A 22,454-nucleotide genomic window follows, 5' to 3' on the forward strand; every position below is an offset into this window, starting at 1 on the left:
CACCGCACCGACAGGAGAACCACCCCGATGGAACGCGTCGCCGCCTGGCTCCACGAGAAGAACCCCGGCCTGGACGGGCCCGTCGACGTCGACGAGGACCTCATCGAGGCCCGGCTCATCGACTCCATGGACTTCCTGGAGTTCATCGACCTCCTGGAGGACATCTCCGGCACGTCGATCGACCTCCAGGAGGTCACCATCGACGACTTCCGCACCCTCGCCCGCGTCCGGGAACGCTTCCTCACCCCCGCCGGGTGACCACCGCCCCCTTCGCGGTCCTGGCCACCACCCGGGAGGTCCTCGACCTCCCCGGCATCGGGCCGCACCTGCTCGCCCCCTGGGAGCTGCGCCGCCTCGACGCGATCCGCGTCCCGGCCCGCCGCGAGGACGTCCTGGCGGCCCGCCTCCTGCTCCGGCTCTGCGCCGCCCGGCTCACCGGGCGGCCCCCGGCCGCGACCGGGCTCGCCCAGCGCTGCCTGGAGTGCGGCCGGGACGGCCACGGCCGCCCGTACCTTCCCGGCCATCCCGGGCTCGGCCTCAGCCTGAGCCACGCCGACGGCCTGGTCGCCGCGGCGGCCGGGCCCGGTGCCACGGGCGTCGACGTCGAGCCGTCGGGCCGCCGCCCCGGCCCTCTCCGGGTCCTCCGCCGCCTGCTGCCCGAGGCCGAGCTGCGCGAGGCGGCGGACCACCCCGACCCAGGCCCGGCACTGCTGCGCGCCTGGGTCCGAGCGGAGGCCCGCTTCAAGGCGGGACCGCCGGAGCCGGAGGCCGTACGCCACCTCACCGAGTGGACGGACCACCGGCGCGCGGCCGTGGCCGCGGTGGTGTCGACCGGCCGGCCGGCCCTCCTCCCGCCGGCGGCGCTCCTCGGAGCCCCGCCGACGGCGGGACGGGAAGCCCCGCCGACGGCGGTACGGGAAGCCCCGCCGGCCTCGGTGACGGAAACACCGCCGGCGACCTTGCGGGAGGGGCCGGTGACCGGCCGCCGGGGTTGATCAGGCGCCCACGTACTGCGCCAGGTGCTCGCCCGTGAGGGTCGAGCGGGCGGCGACGAGGTCGGCCGGGGTCCCCTCGAAGACGATCTGGCCGCCGTCGTGGCCCGCGCCGGGACCGAGGTCCACGATCCAGTCGGCGTGCGCCATCACCGCCTGGTGGTGCTCGACCACGATCACCGACTTCCCGGAGTCCACCAGCCGGTCGAGGAGACCGAGGAGCTGTTCCACGTCGGCGAGGTGGAGACCGGTGGTCGGCTCGTCGAGGACGTAGATCCCGCCCTTGTCGCCCATGTGGGTGGCCAGCTTCAGCCGCTGCCGCTCGCCGCCGGACAGCGTCGTGAGCGGCTGCCCCAGGGTGAGGTAGCCGAGGCCGACGTCCACCAGCCGCTCCAGGATCCGGTGCGCCGCCGGCGTCCGCGCCTCGCCCGCGCCGAAGTACTCCTCCGCCTCGGACACCGGCATCGCCAGCACCTCGCTGATGTCCCGCCCGCCGAGCTTGTACTCCAGGACCGCGGTCTGGAACCGCCGCCCCTCGCACTCCTCGCAGGTGGTGGCCACACCGGCCATCATGGCCAGGTCGGTGTACGTGACGCCGGCGCCGTTGCAGTTGGGGCAGGCGCCCTCGGAATTGGCGCTGAACAGCGCCGGCTTGACGCCGTTGGCCTTGGCGAACGCCTTCCGGATCGGGTCGAGCAGACCCGTGTACGTCGCCGGGTTGCTGCGCCGCGAGCCGCGGATCGGGCTCTGGTCGACCGAGATCACCCCGGCGTCGGCCGGGATCGAGCCGTGCACGAGCGAGCTCTTGCCGGAGCCCGCGACGCCGGTGACCACCGCGAGGACGCCGAGCGGCAGGTCGACGTCCACCTTCCGCAGGTTGTTGGCGGTCGCGCCGCGGATCGGCAGGACCCCGGTGGCCGTCCGCACCTCGTCCTTCACCGAGGCCCGGTCGTCCAGGTGCCGTCCGGTCACCGTGCCGCTGCCGCGCAGCGCCTCCAGGGTGCCCTCGAAGCAGACCGTGCCGCCGCCGCTGCCGGCGCCCGGACCGAGGTCCACCACGTGGTCGGCGATCGCGATCGTCTCCGGCTTGTGCTCCACGACGAGGACCGTGTTGCCCTTGTCCCGCAGCCGCAGCAGCAGTTCGTTCATCCGCTGGATGTCGTGCGGGTGCAGACCGGCCGTCGGCTCGTCGAAGACGTAGGTGACGTCGGTGAGGGACGAGCCGAGGTGCCGGATCATCTTGACCCGCTGCGCCTCGCCGCCCGACAGCGTGCCCGCCGGACGGTCCAGGGCCAGATAGCCGAGGCCGATCTCCACGAAGGAGTCCAGGGTCTGGCGCAGCGACTCCAGGAGCGGCGCCACCGACGGGTCGTCGAGACCGCCGACCCAGGCGGCCAGGTCGCTGATCTGCATGGCGCACGCGTCGGCGATGCTGACGCCCTTGATCTTCGAGGAGCGGGCCCCCTCGTTGAGCCGGGTGCCGTCGCAGTCGGGGCAGACCTGGGTGGTGGTGGCCCGCTCGACGAAGGCCCGGATGTGCGGCTGGAGCGACTCGACGTCCTTGGCGAGGAAGGACTTCTTGAGCTTGGGGATCAGGCCCTCGTACGTGACGTTGATGCCCTCGACCTTGATCCGGGTGGCCGGCTTGTGGAGGAAGGCGTCGAGCTCCTTCTTGGTGTACTTCCGGATCGGCTTGGCCGGGTCGAGGAAGCCGGAGAGGCGGAAGATCCGGCCGTACCAGCTGTCCGCCGTGTAGCCGGGGATGGTCAGCGCGCCCTCGTCGAGCGACTTGGTGTCGTCGTACAGCTGCGCCAGGTCGATGTCGGAGACCCGGCCCCGGCCCTCGCAGGTGGGGCACATGCCGCCGGTGATGGAGAAGCTGGCTTTCTCCTTCACGGTCCGTCCGCCGCGCTCGACGGTGATGGCGCCGGCGCCGCTCACGGACGGCACGTTGAACGAGAAGGCGCGCGAGGAGCCGATGTGCGGGGTGCCGAGCCGGCTGAAGAGGATGCGCAGCATCGCGTTGGCGTCCGTGGCGGTGCCGACGGTGGAGCGCGGGTCGGCGCCCATCCGCTGCTGGTCGACGATGATCGCGGTGGTCAGACCGTCGAGCACGTCGACGTCCGGCCGGGCGAGCGTCGGCATGAAGCCCTGGACGAAGGCGCTGTACGTCTCGTTGATCAGCCGCTGCGACTCGGCGGCGATCGTGTCGAAGACCAGCGAGCTCTTGCCGGAGCCGGACACCCCGGTGAAGACCGTCAGGCGACGCTTGGGGATCTCGACGCTGACGTCCTTGAGGTTGTTCTCGCGCGCGCCGAGCACGCGGATCAGTTCATGGCTGTCGGCGAGGTGCGCGGCGGCCGTCGTGGCGCCCTTCCGCTTGGCCGTGCTCAAAGCTTTCTCCCTCGTCAGGGCGGGCCGGTACGCGACCCGGGAACGCGACCCGCGCAGGCGGTGCGGGCATGCGACCCACGATAGGCGCCGCCACCGACAGCCGCCCCCGAGTTGATAGGCAAGTGGCGGCTTGCCTATCGTGGCGGCATGGAGGAGGATCTGTTCAAGGCGCTGGCCGACCCGACGCGCCGGGTGATCCTCGACGAGCTGACCGAACGGGACGGACAGTCGCTCTTCGAGATATGCGCCCGGCTGACGACCCGGCACGGCCTCGCCCTCACCCGCCAGGCCGTCAGCCAGCACCTCGCCGTGCTGGAGGCCGCCGGCCTGGTCACGGCCCGTCGTGAGGGCCGCTACAAGTTCCACGACCTCGACACCCGCCCGCTGGAGCACATCGTCACGCGATGGCTCGCCCCCGCACCCCCGGAGGACACCCCATGAGGATCAATCTGACCAGCGTCTTCGTCGACGACCAGGAGACGGCGCTGCGCTTCTACACCGACGTCCTCGGCTTTGAGCTCAAGCACGACGTGCCGCTCGGCGAGGCCCGCTGGATCACCGTCGTCTCCCCCGAGGCCCCCGACGGCACCGAACTCCTCCTGGAGCCCTCCGGCCACCCCGCGGTGCGCCCCTACAAGGAGGCGCTGGTCGCCGACGGCATCCCCGCCACCTCCTTCGCCGTCGACGACGTCCACGCCGAGCACACCCGCCTCACGGCGCTCGGCGTCCGCTTCACCCAGCCGCCGGTGGAGATGGGCCCCGTCACCACCGCCGTCCTCGACGACACCTGCGGCAACCTCATCCAGATCGCCCAGTACAAGTAGCGCTCCGGGGGCCGTGGAGGTCAGGTCAGTCGCTGACCGCGAGGCGTACCGCGAACGCGCCGATCACCGTGCCCGTGACCCGGTCCAGGACCCGCCGGGCGCGGGCCCCGCGCAGCCACGTGCCCAGCGCGGTCGCGGAGGCGATCAGGACCGTCGACCAGACCATGCCCAGGAGGACGTGGACGGAGGTCAGCGCGAGGCCCATCGCGAAGTGCGGGGCCTCGGCCGGGATGAACTGCGGCAGCACGGCGACGTAGAAGACGCCGACCTTGGGGTTGAGGAGGTTGGTGAGCGTGCCCTGCCGCCAGCCGCCGGAGAGCGTGTCCGCCCCGCCGACCTCCACCTCCGCGCCCGCGCCGGTGCCGTCGCCGTCGCGCCGGAAGGTCGCGGCGATCATGCGTCCCGCCATCCACAGCAGGTAGGCGGCGCCGGCCCACCGGAGGATCTCGTACGCGAGGTGCGAGGCGGTCAGCAGGGCCGTGACGCCCAGCGAGGTCAGCGCGCCCCAGATCAGGGTGCCGGTCTGGATGCCGAGGACGACGCCCCACGCCCGGGTGCGGCGACCGAGCGCGGCGGTGCGCAGGATGAGAGCCGTGTCGAGGCCCGGAGTGAGGGTGAGGAGTCCCACGACGAGCGCGAAGGACCACAGTGCGGTGCTCGATGCCATGGACGCTCACCGTACTCCGGTCCCCACCGCGCCGGCCGCCCGACCCCTGCCGCCTGCGCGTACGCCCCGACCCCTGCCACGCGCGCGTACGCCCCGACCCCCGCCACCTGCGCGTACGCCCCGCCCCCCCCGCCACCTGCGCGTACGCCCCCGCCTCCCCGTTCGTACGCTGGCCGCATGAGAGAACTGTTCCTGACGGACCGGCAGGCGTATCTGCGGTGGATCGAGCTTCCGGGTGACGGGCCCGTGCGCGTCTTCCTCCACGGGCTCGGCTGCACCGCCGCCTCCGACTTCGCGCACATCGCCGCGCATCCGGCGCTGGGCGGCGGGCGCGCGCTCCTCGTCGACCTGCTCGGGTACGGGCTGAGCGACCGGCCCGCCGACTTCGACTACCGGCCCGAGGGGCAGGCCGCCGCCGTCGCCGCGCTGCTCGACCACCTCGACCTGACCGGCGTCCACCTCGTCGGTCACTCCATGGGCGGCGCCGTCGCCCTCCACCTGGCCGCGGCGCGGCCCGGGCGGATCGCCCGGCTGGTCGTCGCCGAGCCCAACCTGTACGCGGGCGGAGGCGCGTTCAGCAGGCCGGTGGCGCGCCAGCCGGAGGAGGAGTTCGTGGCGAGCGGCTTCGCGCGGATGCTCGCCCTCGCCGACCGGGCCGACTACGCGGCGCGGCTGCGGCTCGCCGACCCGAGGGCCGTGCACCGCAGCGCGGTCGCGCTCGTCGAGGGCGGCGACCCCGAGCCCGGCGACCTCCTGGCCGGGCTCGCCGTGCCCCGGGTGTTCCTGGTGGGGGAGAAGAGCCTGCCGGACACCGCCGCGGAGCAGGCCGCGGCCATGGGCGTCCCCGTCCTCGAAGTCCCGGCCGCCGGCCACAACATGATGCTGGACAACCCGGACGGCTTCGCCGCCGCCCTCGCCGCGGCGCTGACCCTGCCCCCGCCGCCGCGATAGGACCTTTCCGGCCGCGTACCGCAGGGGCCCCGCGCAGAGGTCTTGCGCGGGGCCCCCGCCGCTCTCTACGCTCGGCCCGCCGATAGTTAGGAACGTTTCCTAACGAGCGGTGGACGTGAAGAGAACCGAAGAGAAAGGGAGTTGTCATGCGCCGACGAAGCGTCATCCCGCTCGGACTCGCCGCTCTGCTGGCCCTGCCCCTCACCCTCCTGCCCGAGTCCCGCGCCGAGGCCGCCGACGGTCTCGTCTCCGCCGGGAAGACCGCCACCTCCTCCTCCGTGGAGGGCGCGGGCTTCGCCCCCGGCCTCGCCGTGGACGGCAGCACCGGCACGCGCTGGGCCAGCCTGGAGGGCGTCGACCCGCAGTGGATCCGGATCGACCTCGGGGCGAACCACACCGTGTCCCGGGTGAAGCTCGACTGGGAGGCCGCGTACGCGAAGACGTACCGGATCCAGACCTCGGCCGACGGCACCACCTGGACCGACATCCACACCACGACGACCGGCGACGGCGCCGTCGACGACCTCGCCGTCTCCGGCAGCGGCCGCTACGTCCGCATGTACGGCACCGGGCGCGGCACGCCGTACGGCTACTCGCTCTGGGAGTTCCAGGTCTACGGCTCGCCCACCGGCACGGGCGGCGGCACCGGCCCCGCCGTCCCCTTCGGCAGCCACCTCAAGCCCTACGCCGCCGGCATGCTCAAGCCCTCCGGCGGCCAGGCCGCGCTCGACCAGAAGGTCGTCGACTACTACAACCGCTGGAAGTCCGCCTTCGTCCGGCAGAACTGCGGGAACGGCTGGTACCAGGTCGTCTCGCCCGACGCCGACCACCCGTACGTCGCCGAGGCCCAGGGCTACGGCATGGTCGTCACGGCCACCATGGCCGGCGCCGACCCCGACGCGAAGAAGATCTTCGACGGCCTGGTCAAGTGGAAGCTCGACCACCCCTCGTCGATCAACCCCGACCTCCTCGCAGCCGAGCAGGACGTCAACTGCCGCAGCGTCAACGGCGGCGACGGCGCCACCGACGGCGACATGGACGTCGCCTACGGCCTGCTCCTCGCCGACAAGCAGTGGGGCAGCGGCGGCACGTACGACTACAAGGCGCTCGCCCTCAAGCACATCGCCGCCATCAAGAAGGACGAGCTGAACCCCACCACCAAGCTGCTCAAGCTGGGTGACTGGTCCAGCGCGGGCGACCAGTACTACTACATCTCCCGCACCTCGGACTGGATGGTCGACCACTTCCGCGCCTTCAGGGCCGCCACCGGCGACACCACGTGGGACGCCGTCCGCACGGCCCACCAGACCCAGATCGCCAACCTCCAGTCCGGGTACGCCCCGGGCACCGGGCTCCTCCCCGACTTCGTCGCGGACACGAACACCAGCCCCAAGCCGGCCCCGAACCAGGTCCTGGAGGACCCCAACGACGGCCAGTACTGGTGGAACGCCTGCCGCACCCCGTGGCGCATCGCCGACGACGCCGTGACCAGCGGCGACAGCAAGTCGCTCGCCGCCGCGCGCAAGATGAACAGCTGGATCAAGGGCAAGACCGGCGGCGACCCGAACAAGATCGCCATGGGCTACAAGCTCAACGGCACCCAGATCTCCGCCGGCAGCGAGGCGGCCTTCTTCGCCCCCTTCGCCGTCGCCGCCATGACGGACTCCGGCAGCCAGGCATGGCTCGACGCCCTGTGGAACAAGATGCTCGCCACCCCGATCGACACCGGCAGCTACTTCTCCGCCAGCATCCAGCTCCAGGTGATGATCACGGTCTCCGGCAACCACTGGGTCCCGTAGCCCCGGCAGGGTCGGCCGCCCCGGCAGGGTCGGTCGGCCCGGCAGGGTCAGTCCCGGGTGACGAGCCCCCGGACGGGGTCCGCGCGGGCGCCTCCCTGCCGGACGGCGGGACCGCACCCCTCCCCGTTCGGGTGGAAGACCCTCAACTCGACCCGTGTGGAACGGTCGTAGACGACCCGGCCGCCCTCGGCCGGGTCGGTGACCGTGAACCGCAGCGCCACGTCCCGCGGCCCCTCCGAGTCCGCCTGGCAGCCGGCCGCCAGCGCCACGACGGCGGCCACCGCGCCGGAGGCCGGCAGGAGGCGCCGCAGAACGCGCGGCGCGAGAACCGTCGACATGAGCCTCATGGGGGCACTCAACCACCACTCGTGAAAGGAGACTTGAGGGGGTCCGGAACCCCGCTCGCCGGAACTCCCGACCATGATCACCTGAACGAGTGAGCGGCCCGCCCGAGCCGCCCGCCCATGGTCCATCCTGGCCCGGTACGCGCCCGGCGCGGGCGCCCCTTCCTCCAGGAGCCGGACCGCATGACGCACCGCACCACACCGGGCGAACGCCCCGACGAACAGGCCCTGTTGCTGGCCGCCGGCCTCGCCGACCTCGTGGTGGAGACGATCGGAGGCGCCGCCGGATCCCTCCGCTCCCTCCTCGGCCGCGCCGACGCCACCGACCTCGCCCAGGACGCCGCCGCCGACCTCCGCGCCCGTGGCCGGCTCGCCCTCGACCGCCTCGCCCCCGACCGGGACGGAGCCGCCGGCCTCGCCCACATGGAGGTGCTGGCCCGCGAGGCCACCGCCCGCAGGGCCACCGCCGGGGCGCACCCCGATGAGTGAGGACTGGGAACCGGCGGCGTTCAAGACCCGCACCGACACCGTCCTCGCCGGCTTCCTCGACGAGGAGGCCACCGCACTCCTCGCCGTCGACGAGACCCTCGACCCGCTCGCCGAGGCCCTCCGCTCCACCGCCCGGCACGGCAAACGGCTCCGCGCCGCCTTCTGCTACTGGGGCTGGCGCGCCGCCGGACAGCCCGACAGCGACGCCCTGATGCGCGCCGCCGCCGCGATGGAACTCGTCCACGCCGCCGCCGTCGTCCACGACGACCTCATCGACGACAGCCCGCTCCGGCACGGCCGCCCCACCGCCCACCACGCCTTCGCCGCGCTGCCCCATCCCCGCACCACCGCCCACGACGCCTTCGCCGCGCCGCCCCACCCCCGCCGCCGGCCCCGCGCGGCGGCCCGCGCGCTCGCCCTGCTCCTCGGCGACCACCTGATGGCCCTCGCCGGCCGGCTCTACGCCGAGTCCGGGCTGCCCGCCGCGTACCTCTCCCGGGGCCGGCCCCTCTGGGCCGCCCTCGCCCGCGAACTCATCGCCGGCGAGGCCCTGGAGATCCTGCACACCGGCGGCCTCCCGGACACCGGCACCTCCCTCAAGGTGATCCGCTACAAGACCGCCAAGTACACCGTCGAACAGCCCCTCCTGCTCGGCGCCCTCCTCGCCGGCGCCCCCACCGCGCTCCGCGAGGGACTCTCCCGCTACGGGCTGCCGCTCGGCGAGGCGTTCCAGCTGCGGGACGACCTGCTGGGCCTCTACGGCGACCCGGCCCGCACCGGCAAGGCCCCCCTCGACGACCTCCGCACCGGCCGCCCCACCGTGCTCCTCGCCGAGACCTGGCGCGCCGCCGACCCCGCCCAGCGCGAGCTGCTGCGCCGGACGCTCGCCGGGCACGGACCGCACGACGAGCCCCACGGGCCCGGCGAGGACGCGCTGCGCGAGGTGCGCGCCCTGATGGCCGAACTCGGCGCGCCCGCCCGTGTCGAGCGGATGATCGCCGGCCGCGTCGAGGAGGCCGTCCGCACCCTCGACGAGCTGGACCTGCCCGGCACCGCCCACCGCGCCCTCACGGACCTGGCCCACCGCGCCGCCGTCCGCCACCACTGACCCGACCCCGACCCCGACCCCGACCCCGACCCCGGCCCCGGCCCCGGACTCCCGGCCCCGGACCCCGGGCCCCGGGCCCCGACCCCGGCCCCGGACGCCGGCCCCGACCCCGGCCCCGGACGCCGGCCCCGACTCCGTACCCGACCCGGCACGACCCCGGAACGACCCCGGAACCACCCCAGGAGCGCACCCGTGACCACCACCCCGTACACCGAGGCGTCCCTCGACGCCCTGCGGAACAGCGGCGACGAGCTCGCCGACGCGGTCGTCGCCACCCTCTTCGAGCGCGGCGAGGTCGGCCTCTTCAACTCCCTCATGCGGTACGTCTCCGTCTCCGGTCAGGAGCTCCCCCCGGGCCTCCCCGACGTCGCCCGCGAGTACCTGGAGACCACCGCCGTCGCGCCCGCCTGGGTGGACTGGAACGAGATGGAGAAGGCCCGGCTCTTCTCCACCGACAACAACGTCCACATCAACACCGCCCTCTCCTTCGCCGCCATGCCCGCCTGCTACGTCGTCCCGCGCGTGGCCCGCCTGCTCTCCGCCACCCACGGCCTGCACTACCCGAGCAAGCGGATGGCCGAGACCGGCCAGTTCACCGTCTACCTCATGCGGCCCGACGCCTTCGAGGCCGGCGGACGGTTCGTCCCCGCCGCCCAGAAGGTCCGTCTGCTGCACGCCTCGATCCGCCACCACCTGATCCGCTCCGACCGCTGGGACACCGCCGCCGACGGCGTGCCCATCTGCCAGGAGGACATGATCGGCGGGCAGATGTTCTTCTCGATGCTCGTCCTCGACAGCCTCCACCGGCTCGGCATCCACATGTCCACCGAGGGCGCCGAGGCGTACTACTACGCCTGGCGGGTGGTCGGCGCGATCCTCGGCGTCGACCAGACCGCCGTGCCCAAGACCCTCGACGAGGCCCGCCGCTACCTCGACCTCTACCTGCTGCGGCACATGGGCCCCTCCGAGGAGGGCGTCCTGCTGACCCGGCAGCTGATCGGCCTGTACGAGGAGGTCGTCCCCGGCACCTTCTTCGACCCGGTCGTCTCCGCCCTGATCCGCCACCTCGTCGGCGACACCTCCGGCGACTGGCTCGACGTACCGCGCAGCCGCTGGGACACGGCGGTGAAGGCGCTGCCCGCGCTGCTCGGCGTCCTGGAGTCGGTGGAGGACGCCTCGCCGTTCGCCGCCTGGGCGCTCGACCGGCTCGGCCACCTCACCTCGGTCTTCGAGCTGTCCACGCTCACCCGGGGCCGCGTGATGCACTACGCCATCCCGGAGCACCTGAGGAAGGAGTACGGAGTCGACGGGGGCGTGGCCCGCAACCGCCGCTGGACCCCACCCCCGGTCACTGTCTGACCCCGCCCCGGCCAGCTCGTTCCCCGCCCCCGGCCACCTCCTTCCCCCGCCCCCGGCCACCGTCCGAGCCCGCCCCAGCCGCCATCTGCCCCCCACCCCCGGTCACCGTCTGACCCCGCCCGGCGGCCTCTCCTCGCATACCGTGCCGAACTGGCCGAAAATGGTCTCACCGGCGAAGGTGAGGTGCGCATGGACAGCGAACAGGGCGCGCTCGGCGACGGGCCGCCGCCCGCGCGGCGCGATCGCTTCACGGTGGACGTCCGGGCCGACTGGGGCACGGACGCCGTCGTCGTCGCGCCGCGCGGGGAGCTGGACCACGACACGGTCGAACCGCTCCGCACCGCGCTGGAGAAGCACGAGGGCGCGGCGCGGATCGTCGTCGACTGCGCCGGACTCGACTTCTGCGACTCCACCGGCCTGAACCTGCTGCTCAGGGCCCGCGCGCGGGCCCTGGAGTCCGGGGCGCGCCTCGACCTGGCCGGGCTGCGACCACCGGTGGACCGGATGTTCGAGATCACCGGGGCCCACCGCGTCTTCCAGGTGTACGCCGACGTGGCCGAGGCGCTGGCCGCCGACGGGGCGGGGGACGCCCGCCCCGGGGATCCGGTGTGACGGGCCCGCCGGTCGTGCGGGAGGGCGAGATGGCCCAGGGAGACGGGACACCCGCGCAGACCCGCAGGCTGCTGCTGCGGGGCAGTGCGGGCGCGGTCTCCCGCTGCCGCGACTTCACGGCGCGGGCCCTCGCCGACTGGGGCTGGATCCCCGCCGAGAGCCCCCGGGCGCGCGAACGCGTCGAGGACGTCCTGCTGCTCGTCTCCGAGGTGGTCACCAACGCGTGCCTGCACGGGGGCGGGCCCGAGGAGTTCGTCCTCCGGCACGCCGACGGCCTGCTCCGCGTCGAGGTCGCCGACCGCAGCCCCGAGCACCCGCGCCGCCTCGCGCCCCGCTCGCCCTCGCTGCCCGGCGGCCACGGGCTCATGGTCCTCGACCGGCTGGCGAGCGACTGGGGCTCCACGGACCGGGGCCCGGCGGCCACGGGCAAGGTGGTGTGGCTGGAGGTCAGCCGGCCGTCCCGTCCGCCGTGGCGCCGTCGTCCAGGAGACCGGACCTGAGCTCGCCGAGGATCCGGGCGAGCAGCCGGGAGACGTGCATCTGGGAGAGGCCGATCCGCCGGCCGATCTCGGCCTGGGTCAGCTCCTGGCCGAAGCGCAGCGACAGGATGAGCCGGTCGCGGGCGTCGAGCCGCTCCAGCAGCGGCCGGAGCGAGTCCAGGTCGTCGATCAGCTCGTAGGAGGGTTCCTCGACGGCGGTGCGCCGCCCGTCGGTGCCGCGCGGGGCGCGCTCGTCGTCGTCCTCGCCGATCGGGGCGTCCAGCGAGTGCGCCGTGTACGCGTTCGAGGCGAGCTCGCCCTCGGCGACCTCCGCCACGGTCAGCTCGAGTCGTTCGGCCAGCGCCTCGCGGCCGGGCCGGTGACCGTCCCGCTGCTCCAGGGCGTCGGACGCCTTCGCCAGGTCGATCCGCAGCTCCTGGAGGCGGCGCGGCACCCGGACGGCCCAGCCGGTGTCCCGGAAGAATCGTTTCATCTCGCCGACGATCGTGGGCAGCGCGAAGGCGGAGAACTCCACGCCCCGGCCGGGGTCGAAGCGGTCGATCGCCTTGATCAGGCCGATCGTCCCGACCTGCACGATGTCCTCGGCCGGCTCCGGCCTGCCGCGGAACCGGCGGGCACCGAACTTCACCAGGCTCAGGTTCAGCTCCACCAGGGTGTTCCGGACGTACGCGTGCTCCGGGGTGCCCACGTCGAGGGCGCGGAGCCGCTGGAAGAGAGCCACCGAGAGGGTCCGGGCGTCGTCCGTCGTCGCCGCCGTCGGGTTCTCCGGCTCGGCCAGGCCCCCGAGGGCCCGATGCCGGACGGCGGCGGCGGTCGTGGTGCCGGCGGGCGTGCGGTGATCGTCGTGGAGGCGCGGGGACGGACGGTGTGCGACGTGGCCGATGGCCATGGGATTCCGATCGACGGTTCCGGGGGACCGGCGCCGCCATCGGGGGGTGGCGGGTGTCGCGGCCCGTCGGTTGAGCGTCCTTGTAAGGAGGATTCCCCCTCTGGGTGATTTGAGTCATTTATGGGGTTTTATTCCGCTCGTCATGGTCAGGCGCTGACCATGACGGAAAGCGAGCGGACCGGCGGGACGGCGGAGTGGAGCGGCGGGACGGCGTCGTCGCGTCGGTACGTCCTCGGCGGAGGACCGGGCACCGCCGGCCGGCTCCGCGATCTCTCCGCGCAGGCCGTGACGGACTGGTACGGCCCCCTGACCCCGGCCACCCGGACGGCCGCCGCCGACGTGCAGCTGCTCGTCACCGAGCTCGTCGCCCACGCGACACGGCGCGGGGGAGTCCCGTACGAGCTCCGCATCGACCGCTCCGTGGACGGGGTCTGGCTCCAGCTGAGCGACACCGCCGCCGACCGCCCCCGCCCCGGCGGCCGGCACCGGCCGGCCCAGCCGTCCGGGCACTGCCTCTACCTGGTGCAGCGGCTCGCCGCCGCCTGGGGCTGGGTGCCGCGCGAGCGCGGCCGGACGGTCTGGTGCGAGATCTCCTTCCCGCCACCGGCCCGGACAGGGCTGTCTGAAGGGGCCCGGGGCGGGTAGCAGCCCGGATGGGACGACCCCGCCGCCCGGTGGGGGGATTCCGCATCGGAGGAGGTGGCCGCGATGGACGAGACCCGGCTCTCCGCGTACGAGCGGCGCGTACTGGCCGAGATCGAGGAGGACCTGAGCGCCGACGGCGGCCTCGCCCGGCGCATGACCGGACACCGGCCCGCCCGCCGCCTCCCCGCGCCGCCCGCCGGCCGCCTGGGGGCGCCGGCCGCCGCCCTGCTCGGGGCCGCGACGCTGACCCTGCTCGTCCTCGCCGTCGCGACCTCCGCCCCGGCCCTGATCTGGGCCTTCGCCGCCGCATGGGTGGTCACGCTGATCCTGCTGCTGCGCCTCGTGGTCCGCTGGACCCGGCGCCACGCGGGCGGCGGACGGCCCGCCGACTGAACCGTACGAGAGGAGCGCACCATGCCCCGCGGATCGAACGCCAAGCGCGAGAGGCAGTACGAGCACATCAAGGAGAGCGTGCTGGACCGAGGCGAGAGCGAGGAGCGCGCGGAGGAGATCGCCGCCCGGACCGTCAACAAGGAACGGGCCCGCGCGGGCGAGTCGAAGACCGCGAGCAAGAGCTCCCTCGACGACATGTCCTCGTACCGGCGCGGCGGCAAGCGCTCGCACAGCGGCGCCGAGGGCCCGACGTACGACCAGCTCTACGCCGAGGCCCAGCGCCGCAACCTGCACGGCAGGTCGCAGATGAACAAGGCCGAACTGAAGAAGAAGCTCGGCCACTGAACCACCGAGGACCACTGAACCACCGAGGACCACTGAACCACCGAGGACCCCGGCGCCCGCCCCTGCCGGGGTCCGCCCCCGCCTCCCGCGTCAGCGCCCCGGATCCGCGGGCCGGGCCCCGACCACGCCGCGGACCACACCGAGCTCCACCAGGTCCTCGGGCCGCAGCCGCAGCCGGTCGGCCGTCCTGTCCGCCTCCTCCGGTGGCAGCTTCAGGATGGCGGTGGCGAGTTCGGGGGCGATCACCGAGAAGTACGCGTCCGGGGTCGCCCAGGTGTTTCCGGGCGCGGCGAGCGCGAGCGCGCCGCCCGAGCCGCCCTCGCCGACCAGGAGCGCGGTGACCGGCACCCGTGCCTCCGCGACGGCGCCGAAGAGCTCCGCGATGGCCGGACCCGCGCCCGCCCGCTCCGCCTCGGCGTCGTTGGCGGCGCCCGGGGTGTCGATCAGCGTCAGCACCGGGATCCCGAGCCGCCCGGCCAGCCGCACCAGCCGGGCGGCGGTACGGAACCCGGCCGGCCGGGTCGCCGTCCCGCACTGCGCCGCGTACGCCGCCGTACGCCCGTCCGGGAGGCGCCCGAAGCCACAGCGCATCCCCGCGTCCGTCCCCCCGACCCGGTCTCCGGAGAGCTCCGCCCGCTCGGTGAACACCTCCGCGAGATACCGGTCCGCGCGGGGCCGCTCAGGACGGCGGGCCCGCGCCACAGCCTCCCGTCCGCTCGCGGACGGCTCGGTGCCGCCGAGCGCATACGGCGGCGGCACCGAGCCCACGGCGGGGCGGGTGAGCAGCGAGAGCCAGCGGCCCAGCACCCCGCGCAGCTCCCCGGCGGGGACGACGGCGTCCACATGGCCGTGGGCGAGCTGGGACTCGGCCGTGTACGCGGCCGGGTCGGCGTCCACCGGCCGGACCCGGGACCCCGCGAAGCCCACCTGCGCGCCCGGCAGCGCGAGGACCACGTCGGAGCCCGCCCCGAGCGTGGCCCAGCCCCCGCCGGTCGTCGGGTCGCGCAGGACCGCGAGCTGGGGCAGACCGGCGGCCCGGGTGAGCGCCGACTCACCCGCGAGCCGCTGGAGCTGGACCAGCGCCCGCATCCCCTCGTGCATCCGGCTGCCGCCCGTCGCGAGCAGCACGGTCACGGGCAGCCGGTGCGTCCGCGCGTGGGCGTGCGCCGCCGCGACCCGGGCACCGGTCCCCTCGCCGATGGAGCCGCCGAGGAAGCCGAACTCGAAGGAGACCAGCACCGTCCGCGTCCCGCCGACCGTGCCGGTGCCGCACACCACCGACTCGGACGCGCCGGAACGGGCCGCCGCCGCGGCCCTGGCCCGCCCGTACCCGGGCCAGCCGATCGGCCCGTCGCCATAGCCGTCTCCCCGGTCGTCCGGGGGGCCGTCCTCGCCGGGGAGCTCGGTGAAGTCGTCGGAGACGAGGGCCAGGGCCTCGCGCGCGTTCGCAGGTGCTGTCATACGGGGCCTCCCGCCCGTCGCCCGGTCCCGTCACCGTACCGCCGGGTAGCCGCCCCGGACCGGCCCCCGGCCCGGGTGCGGCGGAGATCACCCCGGCCCCGGCGCCACCGGTGCGGCACGGTGGCCGAGCGCGAGCAGACCGCCCGTGATCCCGAGCGCCATGCCGAGCAGGAAGCCCCCCAGGTCGGACGCCACCCAGGACCCGAGCGAGGCCAGGACGCCGACCACCGCGGCCGCCCGCCGCCCGTGCGGAGCGGCCAGGAGCAGCACCCCGCAGCCGCACATCAGCAGCGGCAGCGCGTACCGCACGTCCGCCCCCGCCGCGAGCAGAGTGCCGGGCCCGGCACGCTGGACCAGCAGGATCTCGGCCCCGCCGAGCACGAGCAGCAGCCCCGCGCCGAACGGCCGCCTCCGCCGCCACGCCCGCCAGGCACGCCGGCGGCCGGACACGGGCGCGAGCGGGTCCATGGGCTGCTCCTGACATCCGGGGAGGAGCGGTACGCGCGGACCGTACGGCCCCACCCCCGAGACTTCAACTCCCGCGCGGCGAAAACCCGAACGCGCCGAACCGCGCGGCCCCGCACGCCCGGAGCCTCAGGCCCCTCAGACCCTCAGGCCATGATTCCGCTCCCGTGCGGCGCGTACAGGTCGAGCAGCCGCACCCGGGTCACCTGGAGCCGGTGCGCCAGGATCGACCCCACCCAGAAGTACACCGCCGACCCGAACTCCAGGTCCGAGTGGCACATCGACCGCACCGCCGTCGCGTCGAACTCGTACGCCCGCACGGGCGTCATCGCCTCCGCCCCCGACTGGCACAGATAAGGGGGGAACAGCCAGGACAGACCGACCAGCTCCCCGTGGCGCAGTGTCTCGATCACCGGCGAACCCCGCCCCGGCACCTTCGCGTCCAGACTCACCGCGCCGGTCTTCACGATCCAGAACCGCTCCGCGTGCTGCTGCTCCTCGAAGAGCCGGTCTCCGGAATCGAAGTACACATCCTCTGCGAAGGCCATCAGCCGCTCGCGGTGCTCCGCCGGCAGCGTGCTGACCTTGGGTGCGGCACTCCTCATGACGGGCCCTCCTCCTCGCGCGTACGGCTCCGCTCCCAGTCTCCGCCCGCCGCGACCGGTCCGCAGGCGGCGGACGGCCCCGGCCCCCGCCCCCGGCAGCCCCGGCAGGCGTCCCGGGGTGCGTCCCGGCGGTGCAGGGCGGAGCATGAGACCGAGGAGGAAACGGCCGAGGGGGGGCGTGAGCCAGGAGGGTGACATGCCCGTCCCGGAAGTTCCCGCCGGGCACGTTCCCGTCCCGGACGACGGCGACGCGCTCGTCGTCCTGCGCGGGGTCGACAAGCACTTCGGGACGCTCCACGTCCTCCGCTCCATCGACCTCACCATCCGACGCGGCGAGGTCGTCGTCGTGATCGGCCCCTCCGGCTCCGGCAAGTCCACCCTCTGCCGCGCGATCAACCGCCTGGAGACCATCGACAGCGGCGAGATCCGCATCGACGGCCGCCCCCTGCCCGCCGAGGGCCGGGAGCTCGCCCGGCTCCGCGCCGACGTCGGCATGGTCTTCCAGTCCTTCAACCTCTTCGCCCACAAGACCGTCCTGGACAACGTCACCCTGGGACAGATCAAGGTCCGCAAGAAGGACCGCGGGAAAGCCGAGGAACGCGCCCGCGCCCTCCTCGACCGGGTCGGCGTCGCCGAACAGGCCGACAAGTACCCGGCCCAGCTCTCCGGCGGCCAGCAGCAGCGCGTGGCCATCGCCCGCGCCCTCGCCATGGACCCGAAGGTGATGCTCTTCGACGAACCGACCTCCGCCCTCGACCCCGAGATGATCAACGAGGTCCTGGAGGTCATGCGGCAGCTCGCCCAGGACGGCATGACCATGGCCGTCGTCACCCACGAGATGGGCTTCGCCCGCTCCGCCGCCAACCGGGTCGTCTTCATGTCCGACGGCCGGATCGTCGAGGAGGCCACCCCCGAGGAGTTCTTCGGCAACCCGCGCAGTGCCCGCGCCCGCGACTTCCTCTCCAAGATCCTCCACCACTGAGACCCACGGGGTGATGACCATGAACCCGCTCAGGACCACCAGGACCCTCGTCGCCTCCGCGACGGCCGTCGTCCTCGCCCTCGGCTCCGCCTCGCTCGCCCACGGCGCGGTCCCGGCGGGCCACGACGACGGGGAGGAGATCACCATCGGCATCAAGTTCGACCAGCCCGGCATCGGCCTCAAGACCCCGGACGGCACCTACACCGGCTTCGACGTCGACGTGGCCACGTACGTCGCGAAGGAACTCGGCCACGACCCCGACCAGATCGTGTGGAAGGAGGCCAAGAGCGCGGACCGGGAGACCATGCTCCAGCGCGGCGACGTCGACTTCATCGCCGCCTCCTACTCGATCAACGACGAGCGGGCCGAGAAGGTCGACTTCGCCGGGCCCTACCTCCTCGCCCACCAGGACGTCCTGATCCGCGCCGACGACGACTCCATCAAGCAGCCGTCCGACCTGAACGACAAGCGGCTCTGCTCCGTCACCGGCTCCACCTCCGCGCAGAACGTCAAGGACGAGATCGCCCCCGACGCGCAGCTCCAGGAGTACGGCGGCTACTCCGAGTGCCTGACCGGACTGGAGAACGGCGTCATCGACGCCCTCACCACCGACGACTCCATCCTCGCCGGATACGCGGCCCAGGAGGAGTTCGAGGGCAAGTTCAAGCTCGGCGGCTTCGAGCTGAGCAACGAGAACTACGGCATCGGCGTCCAGAAGGGCAGCGACCTCAAGAACAAGATCAACACCGCGCTGGAGAAGATGGTCGAGGACGGTTCCTGGGACGCGGCCGTCGAGAAGAACTTCGGCCCGGCGAACTACCAGAACGAACCCGCCCCGAAGATCGGCGTGATCGTCGAGTGAGCCGGCCGCCGTGTTCGACTTCCTCGAAGGCTACGACCTCCTGGGCGCCTTCTGGGTGACCGTCCAGCTCACCTTCTGGTCCGCCCTCGGCTCCCTGGTCTGGGGGACGCTCCTCGCCGCCATGCGCGTCGGGCCCGTCCCCCTCATGCGGGGCTTCGGCACCGCCTACGTCACCATCGTCCGCAACATCCCCCTCACCGTCATCATCGTCTTCACCTCGCTCGGCCTCTTCCAGACCCTCGGCGTCGACCTCGGCGCCGACCGCTTCACCACCATCAACTTCCGGCTCGCCGTCCTCGGCCTCACCGCCTACACCAGCGCCTTCGTCTGCGAGGCGCTGCGCTCCGGCATCAACACCGTCCCCCTCGGCCAGGTCGAGGCCGCCCGCGCGATCGGCCTCAGCTTCCCCCAGATCCTGCGGATCATCGTGCTCCCGCAAGCCTTCCGCTCCGTCGTCGGCCCCCTCACCAACGTCCTCATCGCCCTCACCAAGAACACCACCGTCGCCGCCGCCATCGGCGTCGCCGAAGCCGCCCTGCTCATGCGGGAGATGATCGAGAACGAGGCCCAGCTCATCCTCATCTCCGCCCTCTTCGCCTTCGGCTTCATCTGCCTCACCCTCCCCACCGGCCTCCTCCTCGGACGGCTCGCGAAGAAAGTGGCGGTCAAACGGTGACGTCCGGCCCCGCCCGGCGCGCCTCCGGCAAACGCGCCGCCAAGGGCGAACCCGCCACCGTCCTCTACGACGTCCCCGGCCCCCGCGCCCGCCGCCGCAACCTGCTGTGGACGGTGCTCTTCCTCGCCGCCCTCGGCGCCGTCGTCTGGTGGGTGATCGACGGCCTCGCCGCCAAGAACCAGCTGGAGGCGGTCAAATGGGAGCCGTTCCTCACCGACCCGCGCGTCTGGGAGACCTACCTCCTGCCCGCCCTGAAGAACACCGTCGTCGCCGCCGCCCTCGCCATGGTCCTCGCCCTGCCGCTCGGCGCCCTCCTCGGCATCGGCCGCCTCTCCGACCACCGCACCGTCCGCGCGACCGCCGGCACCGTCGTCGAGTTCTTCCGCGCCATCCCCGTCCTCATCCTCATGCTCTTCGCCAACGCCGCCTACGCCGAGTTCACCGACATCAGCCCCGAGACCCGCCCCCTCTACGCGGTCGTCACCGGCCTCGTCCTCTACAACGCCTCCGTCCTCGCCGAGGTCGTCCGCGCCGGCATCCTCGCCCTCCCCGCGGGCCAGACCGACGCCGCCAAGGCCATCGGCATGCGCAAGGGCCAGACCATGACGTACGTCCTGCTGCCCCAGTCCGTCACCGCCATGCTGCCCGCCCTCGTCAGCCAGCTCGTCGTCATCGTCAAGGACACCGCCCTCGGCGGCGCCATGCTCGGCTTCTCCGAACTCCTCGCCTCCGTCCGCCCCATGAGCGCCAACTACGGCGCCAACACCATCGCCTGCTTCACCGTCGTCGCCGTCCTCTTCGTCCTCCTCAACCTCGCCCTCACCACCGTCGCCAACCGGCTGGAACGCCGGCTGCGCCGCGGCAAGCGCTCCACCGGCGCCGTCGTCACCGCCGAGGCCGTCGACGACCTCGCCACGCCGGGGGAGCCCCCCAAGCCGTAGCTTCCGACAGCAGATTTCGCGCCGGACATGAGGGACACTGCTCCCGTGCGTGGACATCTACCGGACGAGAACCCGGGTTTCGCAGGCCGCCGCACGGAACTGAAGCGCATCACCGCCGCGCTGGCGGAGCACCGCCTCGTCACCGTGACCGGCGTCGGCGGCGTCGGCAAGACCCGGCTCGCGCTGCGCGCCGCCCACCGCGTCCGCCACCGCCACCCCGACGGCGCCTGGTGGGCCGACCTCGGCCAGCTCGACGGCGAACGCCTCCTCGTCGCCCTCGTCGCCGACTCCGTCGACCTCGCCGACCACACCCCCGGCACCGACTCCGGCGCCCTGCGCCGCCGCCTCGCCGAGACCCGCCTCCTCCTCGTCCTCGACTGCTGCGACCACCTCGCCGACGCCTGCGGCCGCCTCGTCGCCGAACTCCTCGCCGCCGCCCCCGGCCTCACCGTCCTCGCCACCTCCCGCCGCCCCCTCGGCGTCCCCGGCGAACACACCGTCCTCCTCGAACCGCTCCCGCCCGCCGGCGACGACGCCCTCGCCCTCCTCCGCACCGCCGCCGGCGTGGACCTGCCCGCCGCCGGACCCGCCGGCGAGATCTGCGTCCGCCTCGAAGGCATACCCCTCGCCCTGGAGCTCGCCGCCGCCCAGATCCGGCTCCAGGGCGCCGAAGCCGTCCGCGACCAGCTCGGCAGCCGCCTCACCGCACCCCCCGAAGCCCGCTTCGACCTCCTCGCCCACCCCGAACGCGTCTGGCCCGCCCGCCACCAGACCCTGCGCGCCGCCATCGGCTGGAGCCACGAACTCGCCGACCCCCTCGAACGCCTCCTCTGGGCCCGCCTCTCCGTCTTCCGCGGCCCCTTCGACCTCCCCACCGCCGCCGCCGTCTGCACCGGCGGCCCCCTCACCCCCGACACCCTCCCCGCCGCCCTCGACGGCCTCGTCCGCGCCTCCGTCGTCCGCCCCGCCGACAGCGCCGGCCGCCACCGCCTCCTCGACACCATCCGCGAGTACGGCGCCGGCTGGCTCGACCGGCTCGGCGAGACCGGCACCGTCGCCGACCGCCACGCCGCCCACTTCCGCGCCCTCGCCGGACAAGGACCGGCCGCCTGGCACGGCAGCCGCCAGCTCCAGTGGTACCGGGCCGTCGACACCCACCACACCGACCTGCGCACCGCCCTCGACCGCCTCCTGCGCACCGACCCCGACGCCGCCCTCGACCTCGTCGGCTGCGTCGCCTTCGCCTGGTCCTGCCGCGGCCGGCTCCGCGAGGCCCGCGACGGCCTCGAACAGGCCCTCCTCCTCAGCGGGACCCGGGGCCGCGCCCGCACCCGCGCCCTGTGGGCCCTCGGCGTCACCCTCGTCCTCCAGGGCGACCTCGGCCCCGCCCAGGACGTCAGCGAACGCTGCGCCCGCGAGGCCCGCCACACCGAACACCCGCCGGACCGGGCCGGCACGCCCCCGGAGCCGTACCGCCCCGGCGAGCTCACCCTCGACGCCGCCGCCCTCGCCGGCCTCCTCGCCCTCACCACCGGCCGCGCCCGGGCCGCCCTCCTCGTCGTCGACCACGTCCTCGCCTCGGCCCGCGGCCGCCCCGCCGACTCCGCCGCGATGCTCCGCTGCCACCTCGTCCGCGTCTTCGCCCTCACCGGCCTCGGCCGGCTCGCCGAGGCCCGCCCCGACGCCCTCGCCCTGCGCGCCCTCTGCGACACGCTCGACGAACACTGGATCCGCACCGCCCTGGAGTACCAGCTCGCCCTCGCCGGCCTGCTGGAAGGCGACCCGGCCGCCGCCGCCGACCACGCCAGGGCCATGCTCGCCGGCACCCGCGCCCTCGGCGCCGGACTCGGCACCGCCCTCGGCCTCGACGTCCTCGCCACCGCCTACGCCGCCGCGGGCGACGGCGCCCGCGCGGCCGACGCCTCCGGCACCGGCGAGGCGTACTGGCGGGCCACCGGCCAGCCCCGCCGCGGCCTGCCGGGCCTGCGCGCCCTCCACGCCCACTACACGGCCGACGTCCGCGCCGCCCTCGGCGACCCCGCCTACGAGGAGATCTTCCTCCGCGCCCTCACCGACCACCCCCAGACCGGCCTGGACCGCGCCCTCGACACCGGCTGACCGCCCGAGGCGCCGCGCCGTCCCCGCCGCCGC

The 22,454-nt window shown here is 74.1% G+C and carries 26 protein-coding genes; 19 read left to right on the forward strand and 7 right to left on the reverse strand.

Annotated elements, in window-relative coordinates; translation table 11 throughout:
* Positions 1-27: 27 nt before the first annotated feature.
* Together ACIGHB_RS03850 and ACIGHB_RS03855 are read left to right on the forward strand one after the other, a co-directional pair.
* Complete coding sequence (locus ACIGHB_RS03850; protein WP_360318741.1) at positions 28-258, forward strand: acyl carrier protein; 231 nt, start codon at positions 28-30, stop codon at positions 256-258.
* Positions 255-995 carry a 4'-phosphopantetheinyl transferase superfamily protein gene (locus ACIGHB_RS03855; RefSeq protein ID WP_399909261.1) on the forward strand — a complete coding sequence of 247 codons (741 nt, stop codon included), beginning with the start codon at positions 255-257 and terminating at the stop codon, positions 993-995. Before ACIGHB_RS03850 ends, ACIGHB_RS03855 begins: the two co-directional genes overlap by 4 nt.
* On the opposite strand, the gene ACIGHB_RS03860 is transcribed toward ACIGHB_RS03855, so the two are convergent.
* On the reverse strand, positions 996-3,386 hold the full coding sequence (locus tag ACIGHB_RS03860) for an excinuclease ABC subunit UvrA (RefSeq protein ID WP_360318735.1): 2,391 nt from the start codon (positions 3,384-3,386) through the stop codon (positions 996-998).
* A 147-nt stretch (positions 3,387-3,533) separates the two neighbouring features.
* Here ACIGHB_RS03860 and ACIGHB_RS03865 point away from each other — a divergent pair, with 147 nt between their 5' ends.
* Entirely contained in the window at positions 3,534-3,827 is a 294-nt protein-coding gene (locus ACIGHB_RS03865; protein WP_360318733.1) for a metalloregulator ArsR/SmtB family transcription factor, read from the forward strand.
* A complete protein-coding gene (locus ACIGHB_RS03870; RefSeq protein ID WP_360318731.1) occupies positions 3,824-4,210 on the forward strand; it encodes a VOC family protein in 387 nt (128 codons plus the stop codon). The genes ACIGHB_RS03865 and ACIGHB_RS03870 overlap by 4 nt, the downstream gene beginning before the upstream one ends.
* Before the next feature lie 25 nt (positions 4,211-4,235).
* Here ACIGHB_RS03870 and ACIGHB_RS03875 read toward each other — a convergent pair whose 3' ends face one another.
* Positions 4,236-4,877, reverse strand: a complete 642-nt coding sequence (locus ACIGHB_RS03875) for a LysE family translocator (RefSeq protein ID WP_360318729.1) — start codon at positions 4,875-4,877, stop codon at positions 4,236-4,238.
* Positions 4,878-5,054: 177 nt separating this feature from the next.
* On the opposite strand from ACIGHB_RS03875, the gene ACIGHB_RS03880 reads away from it, so the two are divergent.
* Positions 5,055-5,828: an alpha/beta fold hydrolase gene (locus ACIGHB_RS03880; protein WP_399909265.1), complete on the forward strand. Its 774-nt coding sequence runs from the start codon at positions 5,055-5,057 to the stop codon at positions 5,826-5,828.
* 146 nt (positions 5,829-5,974) lie between these two features.
* A complete protein-coding gene (locus tag ACIGHB_RS03885; protein WP_399909267.1) occupies positions 5,975-7,627 on the forward strand; it encodes a glycosyl hydrolase family 8 in 1,653 nt (550 codons plus the stop codon).
* A gap of 47 nt (positions 7,628-7,674) precedes the next feature.
* Here the strand turns inward: ACIGHB_RS03885 and ACIGHB_RS03890 are convergent, their stop codons facing one another.
* Positions 7,675-7,974, reverse strand: a complete 300-nt coding sequence (locus ACIGHB_RS03890) for a hypothetical protein (RefSeq protein WP_399909269.1) — start codon at positions 7,972-7,974, stop codon at positions 7,675-7,677.
* Positions 7,975-8,154: 180 nt separating this feature from the next.
* Here ACIGHB_RS03890 and ACIGHB_RS03895 point away from each other — a divergent pair, with 180 nt between their 5' ends.
* The 5 genes from ACIGHB_RS03895 (at position 8,155) to ACIGHB_RS03915 (ending at position 12,039) form a co-directional block, all read left to right on the forward strand.
* Entirely contained in the window at positions 8,155-8,460 is a 306-nt protein-coding gene (locus ACIGHB_RS03895; protein ID WP_399909272.1) for a polyprenyl synthetase, read from the forward strand.
* Entirely contained in the window at positions 8,453-9,568 is a 1,116-nt protein-coding gene (locus ACIGHB_RS03900) for a polyprenyl synthetase family protein (protein WP_360318719.1), read from the forward strand. The genes ACIGHB_RS03895 and ACIGHB_RS03900 overlap by 8 nt, the downstream gene beginning before the upstream one ends.
* 192 nt (positions 9,569-9,760) lie before the next feature.
* Positions 9,761-10,927: an oxygenase MpaB family protein gene (locus ACIGHB_RS03905; RefSeq protein ID WP_399909275.1), complete on the forward strand. Its 1,167-nt coding sequence runs from the start codon at positions 9,761-9,763 to the stop codon at positions 10,925-10,927.
* Positions 10,928-11,116: 189 nt separating this feature from the next.
* Entirely contained in the window at positions 11,117-11,539 is a 423-nt protein-coding gene (locus ACIGHB_RS03910) for an STAS domain-containing protein (protein WP_399909277.1), read from the forward strand.
* Entirely contained in the window at positions 11,536-12,039 is a 504-nt protein-coding gene (locus ACIGHB_RS03915; RefSeq protein ID WP_399909279.1) for an ATP-binding protein, read from the forward strand. Before ACIGHB_RS03910 ends, ACIGHB_RS03915 begins: the two co-directional genes overlap by 4 nt.
* Here ACIGHB_RS03915 and ACIGHB_RS03920 read toward each other — a convergent pair.
* A complete protein-coding gene (locus ACIGHB_RS03920; RefSeq protein WP_399909281.1) occupies positions 11,987-12,928 on the reverse strand; it encodes a SigB/SigF/SigG family RNA polymerase sigma factor in 942 nt (313 codons plus the stop codon). The two genes, ACIGHB_RS03915 and ACIGHB_RS03920, sit on opposite strands and share 53 nt — an antisense overlap.
* A 159-nt stretch (positions 12,929-13,087) precedes the next feature.
* Between ACIGHB_RS03920 and ACIGHB_RS03925 the strand changes: the two genes are divergently transcribed.
* The 3 genes from ACIGHB_RS03925 (at position 13,088) to ACIGHB_RS03935 (ending at position 14,311) form a co-directional block, all read left to right on the forward strand.
* Positions 13,088-13,573, forward strand: a complete 486-nt coding sequence (locus ACIGHB_RS03925; protein ID WP_360318706.1) for an ATP-binding protein — start codon at positions 13,088-13,090, stop codon at positions 13,571-13,573.
* Between the two features lie 63 nt (positions 13,574-13,636).
* Positions 13,637-13,966, forward strand: coding sequence for a DUF3040 domain-containing protein (locus ACIGHB_RS03930; protein WP_360318703.1), 330 nt, complete (start codon positions 13,637-13,639; stop codon positions 13,964-13,966).
* Between the two features lie 21 nt (positions 13,967-13,987).
* A complete protein-coding gene (locus ACIGHB_RS03935) occupies positions 13,988-14,311 on the forward strand; it encodes a plasmid stabilization protein (RefSeq protein ID WP_360318701.1) in 324 nt (107 codons plus the stop codon).
* Between the two features lie 90 nt (positions 14,312-14,401).
* Here ACIGHB_RS03935 and ACIGHB_RS03940 read toward each other — a convergent pair whose 3' ends face one another.
* The 3 genes from ACIGHB_RS03940 to ACIGHB_RS03950 form a co-directional block, all read right to left on the reverse strand.
* The gene (locus ACIGHB_RS03940) at positions 14,402-15,772 is read right to left on the reverse strand and encodes a carboxyl transferase domain-containing protein (protein WP_399909283.1); all 1,371 of its coding nucleotides are present in this window, start codon (positions 15,770-15,772) and stop codon (positions 14,402-14,404) included.
* 87 nt (positions 15,773-15,859) lie between these two features.
* Positions 15,860-16,240 (reverse strand): DUF6114 domain-containing protein, encoded by a 381-nt coding sequence (locus ACIGHB_RS03945; RefSeq protein WP_399909284.1) that lies wholly within the window; start codon positions 16,238-16,240, stop codon positions 15,860-15,862.
* Between the two features lie 143 nt (positions 16,241-16,383).
* Entirely contained in the window at positions 16,384-16,842 is a 459-nt protein-coding gene (locus ACIGHB_RS03950; protein WP_360318692.1) for a cyclic nucleotide-binding domain-containing protein, read from the reverse strand.
* Between the two features lie 196 nt (positions 16,843-17,038).
* Here ACIGHB_RS03950 and ACIGHB_RS03955 point away from each other — a divergent pair, with 196 nt between their 5' ends.
* Genes ACIGHB_RS03955 through ACIGHB_RS03975 form a run of 5 tightly spaced genes read left to right on the forward strand, consistent with a single transcriptional unit; the run spans position 17,039 to position 22,421 of the window.
* Complete coding sequence (locus tag ACIGHB_RS03955; RefSeq protein ID WP_360318690.1) at positions 17,039-17,824, forward strand: amino acid ABC transporter ATP-binding protein; 786 nt, start codon at positions 17,039-17,041, stop codon at positions 17,822-17,824.
* Between the two features lie 19 nt (positions 17,825-17,843).
* Complete coding sequence (locus ACIGHB_RS03960) at positions 17,844-18,686, forward strand: glutamate ABC transporter substrate-binding protein (protein WP_399909287.1); 843 nt, start codon at positions 17,844-17,846, stop codon at positions 18,684-18,686.
* Positions 18,687-18,696: 10 nt separating this feature from the next.
* The gene (locus ACIGHB_RS03965; RefSeq protein ID WP_360318686.1) at positions 18,697-19,362 is read left to right on the forward strand and encodes an amino acid ABC transporter permease; all 666 of its coding nucleotides are present in this window, start codon (positions 18,697-18,699) and stop codon (positions 19,360-19,362) included.
* On the forward strand, positions 19,359-20,303 hold the full coding sequence (locus ACIGHB_RS03970; RefSeq protein WP_399909289.1) for an amino acid ABC transporter permease: 945 nt from the start codon (positions 19,359-19,361) through the stop codon (positions 20,301-20,303). The genes ACIGHB_RS03965 and ACIGHB_RS03970 overlap by 4 nt, the downstream gene beginning before the upstream one ends.
* A 45-nt stretch (positions 20,304-20,348) precedes the next feature.
* Entirely contained in the window at positions 20,349-22,421 is a 2,073-nt protein-coding gene (locus ACIGHB_RS03975; protein ID WP_399909291.1) for an ATP-binding protein, read from the forward strand.
* The last annotated feature ends 33 nt before the right edge of the window (positions 22,422-22,454 follow it).

This window comes from Streptomyces sp. NPDC085460 (assembly GCF_044541975.1).
Classification (GTDB): Bacteria; Actinomycetota; Actinomycetes; order Streptomycetales; family Streptomycetaceae; genus Streptomyces.

What these genes read in the sequence shown, in the direction of transcription:
- ACIGHB_RS03850 (WP_360318741.1), top strand. Translation starts at nt 28, where the DNA reads ATGGAACGCGTCGCCGCCTGGCTCCACGAGAAGAACCCCGGCCTGGAC.
- ACIGHB_RS03865 (WP_360318733.1), top strand. Translation starts at nt 3,534, where the DNA reads ATGGAGGAGGATCTGTTCAAGGCGCTGGCCGACCCGACGCGCCGGGTG.
- ACIGHB_RS03870 (WP_360318731.1), top strand. Translation starts at nt 3,824, where the DNA reads ATGAGGATCAATCTGACCAGCGTCTTCGTCGACGACCAGGAGACGGCG.
- ACIGHB_RS03875 (WP_360318729.1), bottom strand. Translation starts at nt 4,877, where the DNA reads ATGGCATCGAGCACCGCACTGTGGTCCTTCGCGCTCGTCGTGGGACTC.
- ACIGHB_RS03880 (WP_399909265.1), top strand. Translation starts at nt 5,055, where the DNA reads ATGAGAGAACTGTTCCTGACGGACCGGCAGGCGTATCTGCGGTGGATC.
- ACIGHB_RS03885 (WP_399909267.1), top strand. Translation starts at nt 5,975, where the DNA reads ATGCGCCGACGAAGCGTCATCCCGCTCGGACTCGCCGCTCTGCTGGCC.
- ACIGHB_RS03890 (WP_399909269.1), bottom strand. Translation starts at nt 7,974, where the DNA reads ATGAGGCTCATGTCGACGGTTCTCGCGCCGCGCGTTCTGCGGCGCCTC.
- ACIGHB_RS03895 (WP_399909272.1), top strand. Translation starts at nt 8,155, where the DNA reads ATGACGCACCGCACCACACCGGGCGAACGCCCCGACGAACAGGCCCTG.
- ACIGHB_RS03900 (WP_360318719.1), top strand. Translation starts at nt 8,453, where the DNA reads ATGAGTGAGGACTGGGAACCGGCGGCGTTCAAGACCCGCACCGACACC.
- ACIGHB_RS03910 (WP_399909277.1), top strand. Translation starts at nt 11,117, where the DNA reads ATGGACAGCGAACAGGGCGCGCTCGGCGACGGGCCGCCGCCCGCGCGG.
- ACIGHB_RS03920 (WP_399909281.1), bottom strand. Translation starts at nt 12,928, where the DNA reads ATGGCCATCGGCCACGTCGCACACCGTCCGTCCCCGCGCCTCCACGAC.
- ACIGHB_RS03925 (WP_360318706.1), top strand. Translation starts at nt 13,088, where the DNA reads ATGACGGAAAGCGAGCGGACCGGCGGGACGGCGGAGTGGAGCGGCGGG.
- ACIGHB_RS03930 (WP_360318703.1), top strand. Translation starts at nt 13,637, where the DNA reads ATGGACGAGACCCGGCTCTCCGCGTACGAGCGGCGCGTACTGGCCGAG.
- ACIGHB_RS03935 (WP_360318701.1), top strand. Translation starts at nt 13,988, where the DNA reads ATGCCCCGCGGATCGAACGCCAAGCGCGAGAGGCAGTACGAGCACATC.
- ACIGHB_RS03940 (WP_399909283.1), bottom strand. Translation starts at nt 15,772, where the DNA reads ATGACAGCACCTGCGAACGCGCGCGAGGCCCTGGCCCTCGTCTCCGAC.
- ACIGHB_RS03945 (WP_399909284.1), bottom strand. Translation starts at nt 16,240, where the DNA reads ATGGACCCGCTCGCGCCCGTGTCCGGCCGCCGGCGTGCCTGGCGGGCG.
- ACIGHB_RS03950 (WP_360318692.1), bottom strand. Translation starts at nt 16,842, where the DNA reads ATGAGGAGTGCCGCACCCAAGGTCAGCACGCTGCCGGCGGAGCACCGC.
- ACIGHB_RS03955 (WP_360318690.1), top strand. Translation starts at nt 17,039, where the DNA reads ATGCCCGTCCCGGAAGTTCCCGCCGGGCACGTTCCCGTCCCGGACGAC.
- ACIGHB_RS03960 (WP_399909287.1), top strand. Translation starts at nt 17,844, where the DNA reads ATGAACCCGCTCAGGACCACCAGGACCCTCGTCGCCTCCGCGACGGCC.